This window comes from Alienimonas chondri (genome assembly GCF_013036045.1).
Lineage (GTDB): Bacteria > Planctomycetota > Planctomycetia > Planctomycetales > Planctomycetaceae > Alienimonas > Alienimonas chondri.
On sequence record NZ_WTPX01000242.1, the window covers coordinates 1 to 4,544 of the forward strand.

The 4,544-nt window shown below is 69.2% G+C and carries 4 protein-coding genes and 1 pseudogene; 4 read left to right on the top strand and 1 reads right to left on the bottom strand.

All coding sequences use genetic code 11. The features are described 5' to 3' along the window. The 4 genes and pseudogenes from LzC2_RS20330 to LzC2_RS20345 all read left to right on the top strand — a co-directional run. Positions 1-847, top strand: a pseudogene (locus LzC2_RS20330) (hypothetical protein); the annotation flags it as partial. A 106-nt stretch (positions 848-953) separates the two neighbouring features. Then, a complete protein-coding gene (locus LzC2_RS20335; protein WP_171189860.1) occupies positions 954-1,499 on the top strand; it encodes a sigma-70 family RNA polymerase sigma factor in 546 nt (181 codons plus the stop codon). Between the two features lie 213 nt (positions 1,500-1,712). After that, positions 1,713-2,342 carry a hypothetical protein gene (locus LzC2_RS20340; protein WP_171189861.1) on the top strand — a complete coding sequence of 210 codons (630 nt, stop codon included), beginning with the start codon at positions 1,713-1,715 and terminating at the stop codon, positions 2,340-2,342. Between the two features lie 67 nt (positions 2,343-2,409). Then, a complete protein-coding gene (locus LzC2_RS20345; protein ID WP_171189862.1) occupies positions 2,410-3,357 on the top strand; it encodes an alpha/beta hydrolase in 948 nt (315 codons plus the stop codon). Positions 3,358-3,416: 59 nt separating this feature from the next. Here the strand turns inward: LzC2_RS20345 and LzC2_RS20350 are convergent, their stop codons facing one another. Further along, entirely contained in the window at positions 3,417-4,406 is a 990-nt protein-coding gene (locus tag LzC2_RS20350) for a DUF3472 domain-containing protein (protein WP_171189863.1), read from the bottom strand. Positions 4,407-4,544 lie beyond the last annotated feature (138 nt).

Consider the following 4,544-nt stretch of genomic DNA (forward strand, 5'->3'; position numbering starts at 1 on the left):
GGGCGTCGGCGCCGCCGACGAGGCTCGCGGTCCCGGCGCCACCGCGTTGCGGTGCGGCACCGCCGTGCTAGCCGGCGCCCAGCTCGTCGCCGTGCTGAAGGGGATCGGGGCGCTGCTGGGCGAACCGGTTTGGGCGGACGCCGCCTCGCTGGCGACGGTCACGGGGCTGGGACTGTTGGGCGGTTCGCTGCACCCGATCGCCTGGGCGAAGACGCTGCACCGGACGCTCGCCGGGTTGGCGGGCGGCCTCGTCTTGCTGGAAGCGAACCTGCTGTTGGACATCCCGCTGGGGCGGAAGCTCGAAGCGGGAGCGATCGCGTTGGGCGCCGCGATGCTCGCCGCCGCTCACGCGGGTCGGGTGAAGGAGCATCTGACTTCCACCGACGAGCCCGCTGATCTGTTCGTCACGGACGCGGTGCAGCGTCAGCGGGACGAAGAGCGCGGCGTGGTGACGGTCGGTTTGTGGTTCGGCACGCTGTTCGTCCTGCTGCCCGCCGCGGCGGGGGTGTTCGTGATGAAAGCCCAGGGGAATCCGTGGGTGTGGGACGCTTTGGGGCTGACGGCGGCGTCGGCGTCGCTGCTGATCCTCGGTCTGTCGGCCCGGACGCTGGCGCCGGCGCTGGGCGGGTCGATCGGACTGGCCGGGGCGGCGATGATCATCGTCTACTCCGTCGTGCATCGGGCGGAGATCAAGCTGGGCGTGGGCCTGACCGCCGGCGGCGCCGCGTTGTTCGTCGCGGGGCTGATCCTCAGCGTGCTGCGGGACCGGCTCAGCGCCCGCCTCGCGACCCTGCCCCGGCGCTTCGCGGAGCGTGAGGGTCTGTTCGCGGTGCTCGACTGGCGATGATTTTCAAGGCGGAAGGACGAAGGCGGAGGGCGGAAGGAACGAGCGCCGGGGAGATCGTTAGACTCCTCCGTCGTCCCTCCGCCTTCCGCCCTCCCCCTTCCCCCTTATGGATGACGACTTCGAGCGGTTCCGCGGCTACCTGCGGCACCTTGCCCGGACCGGGCTGCACGGCAAGCTGAAGACCCGGTTGGACGCTTCGGACGTCGTTCAGCAAAGCCTGCTTCAAGCTCACGAGGCGCGAGAGCAGTTCCGCGGCACGACGGACGCCGAACGCTGCGCCTGGCTGCGGCAGATCCTGGCCCGCGTCATCACGCACGCGGCCCGCGATCACACGCGGGAGAAGCGCGACGTCCGCCGCGACCGCAGCACGGAGGAGAAGCTCGCCGCCGATTCACTGCGACTCGGCGGGCTATTGGAAGCGGACGTGAGCTCCCCCAGCCACGGCGCCGCCCGCCACGAACGGGCGGTGCGGCTGGCCTCGGCGCTGGAATCCTTGCCGGAGGATCAGCGGGAGGCCGTCACCCGCCATTATCTGCACGGCGAATCGCCCGCGGAGATCGCCGCCGCGATGGACCGCACCGGCCCCAGCGTCGCCGGCCTGCTGCGTCGCGGTCTAAAAGCGTTGAGGACGACGCTGCCGGACGTGGGATAACGTCGTCAATCGAATCGACTTGGCGAGCCGGGGGGTTCATCCCCCCGGACCGGTGAGCGAAGCGAACCGGGGGCGACCGGACGGCAATAAAACGCTTGTTCAAGGGACAATCCCCCCCGGTTTGCGAGTCGCGCCATGATCCGTCGAAGCTTGCGACTCGACCTGGTCCGGGGGGATAAACCCCCCGGCTTGCAGTGGCATCAACGAATCTCAATGACCGACGAACCGTTTGCGCTCTTCCTCACTTGGACGACCTACGGCAGTTGGCCGCCGGGGGATGCAAGAGGCCACGTCTCAAACACGTTTTTCGAGGGCGGAGCTCATCAGCGGAGCGAATATCGACCGCGGGAGAACCGCCCCGGCCGGGCCTACAGCGGCGGCAAAGCCGAAACTCGCCGTCGCGCCCGCGCGTTGCAATCGCACGAAACGACGTTTCTCACCCCCGAAACAGCGATCGCGGCGGCTGAATCACTGACGGAGAGCTGTGCTATACAAGACTGGCGCCTGACCCGCGGGGCCGTCTTGCACAATCATGTACACATCGTCGTAACGGGTTGTCCTGATGACGGTCCGGGCGTACGGCGGACATTGAAGGGGCGTTCCCAAGCGGCATTGTCGCGGGCGTGCGGCGTGCGGAAATGGTGGACGACCGGCGGCAGCGATCGTTATCTCCACTCGGAGCGTTCTATCGCGGGGGCGATCCGATACACCGCCGATCAGCCCGGCGCCCTCGCGGAGATCGTGGACGGCGTCGTTCTGCCGCCGACCGACGACGGCAATATGAAGCGAGCCGGGGGGCTGGTCCCTCCGGACCCCGACGCCCCGCCGACGAAGCCGCGGTAGACTCGGTCGCCCCGGCCCGGGGGGATAAACCCCCCGGCTCGCCATTCCCTCCAGAGACTCCTCGCCGATGTCTATCGCCCTGCTGCTCGCCGCCGTCGCGGTTCCCTCCGCCGCGGAGGTCGTCCCGGAATACGGGGCCGACGCCGCCTTCGTTTATAAAACCGCCGAGAACCCCAAGGCGGGCGATACGGTCGACCTCAAACTGCACGTCTTTCTGCCCGACGGGAAGGACGAGCGGCCCGTGGACGCGGAGCCCCGGCCGGCCGTCGTCTTCTACTTCGGCGGGGGATGGAACGGGGGCAGCCCCAGTCAGTTCGCCCCGCAGGCTAAGCACCTGGTGAACCGGGGCATGGTCGCCGCCGTCGCCGAGTATCGCGTGAGGAGCCGCAACGGCACCGGGCCGGTCGAGTGCGTGCAGGACGCCCGTGCGGCGCTGCATGCGTTTCGGTCGCGGGCCGCGGAGTTCGGCGTCGATCCGAACCGCGTCGCCGCCGGCGGGGGCAGCGCCGGCGGGCACCTCGCCGCCTGCTGCGGAGTCATTCAATCTTTCCCCGGCGATCCCGAAGGCTTTCGCACCGCGGACGCCCTGCTGCTGTTCAACCCCGGCCTGATCTGCGCCCCCTACGAATCGCCGGAGGGGGAGACGGCGACGTTCGATAAGTGGATGAGAGGCGGCCTGCCGGAGGGCGGCGACGAACGCCTCTCCCCGATCCATCACCTCGACGCCAACGACCCGCCGACGATCGTGCTGCAATCCAAAAAGGACACGACCGTCCCCGCGGCGTCAATCGAATTATTCTGCGAGGTCGCCCGGGCGAAGGGCGTGAACTGCCGACTGGCGATGTTCGACGACGGCGTCCACGGCTTCTTTAATCAGTTCCGCGGCGGCAACAAGCCGTATCAGGCCACGCTGCGGCTGACGGACGAGTTCCTCGTCTCGCTCGGCTGGCTGGACGGCCCGTCCCCCGCGGCGGCGGACGACGAACCGACCTTCACGCTGACCGGCGTCAAATGAGGTCTTGGCGAGCCGGGGGGTTCATCCCTCCGGCTCGCCGATCCCTCTGAGGCCCGGATTCAATCAATCGGCAGGTCGCTCGGCGGACGCGGGGCGATGCGGGCCAGGGAGGTCGGCCGGGTCAGCGTTTCGCCGAGTTTATCGGCGCTTTCCGGGGTGTCGCCGCCGGTGGAGAGCGTGAACCGGCCGACCTGCGTGGGCGTCTCGCCCGGCAGGGTCTCCGCGTTCACGTTGCGGGCCGGATTGCCGTCCGCGGTGAACTGCGCGCGGTTCAAGGCGACCCACCGCGAACGCCCCGCGGCGTCGCCGTCGGTCTCCGTCGGCACGGAACGCGCCCAGCCGGCGCCGAACTCCGCCGCCCGCCGTTGCGTCAGGCTCACGCCGTTGCGGCGGAAGTCTTCGACGAACGTATAGAAGCTCCGCAGGGACTCGAACTCGCCGGCCTTCGTGGGGGTGAGGGTGGAGAACGTCGCCATCTTCGTCCACGGGCCGGGCTTGGCGTCGCCGGCGGCGTGCCGGGAGTAGTACCCGGTGTACGCCGTCCGGCCGGCGATCGGGGCGCCGGACTCGTCCTTGTCGACCGCCGCGGTCACCAGGAACCGGCAGGTGTCGCCGATCTGCCAATCGGCGGCGTCGGTCCGCAGAAAGCATTGCCCGCCCGTGCCTTCGCCGCCGAATCGCTTGACGATCGAATCCTCTCCTTTGGACCGCAATTCGACCCGGCGATCCTCCGGCACAAGCTCGGGATTCTGTCCGGCTTCCGGCTCCCACACGCTGAACAACGCCTGCTTCGAGCCGTTCGCCGCCTCCTGGATGCCGAAATACCCGCGATTCCAACCGCACGCCATGAAGTAGCTGCCGGGGGCGCTCTGGCGAACGGTCATCTCCTGATAGAACGCGTCCGCTTTCGGCGCCGGCAACCGCAGGTGCACCGACCGACAAGCCTTCCCCGCCAGCTTTTCGTCCGCTTGGGCGGCATGCGGGAGGACGGCGGCGAGGGCGGCCGCGAACGTCAGAGTCGTGGCGATCGTGTGTGGGAGGGCAGGCATGTGCGGTCCGGGACGGACAGGGGGAGTTGAGGCGGGAGCGACAGCTTACCGGCCGACGGCGGCAGACCGGAGCGGTAGAATGCCGCTGCTCGCTTCCCGAACGGACCTCGCCATGACCGCCCCCGTGTCCTCCTCCAC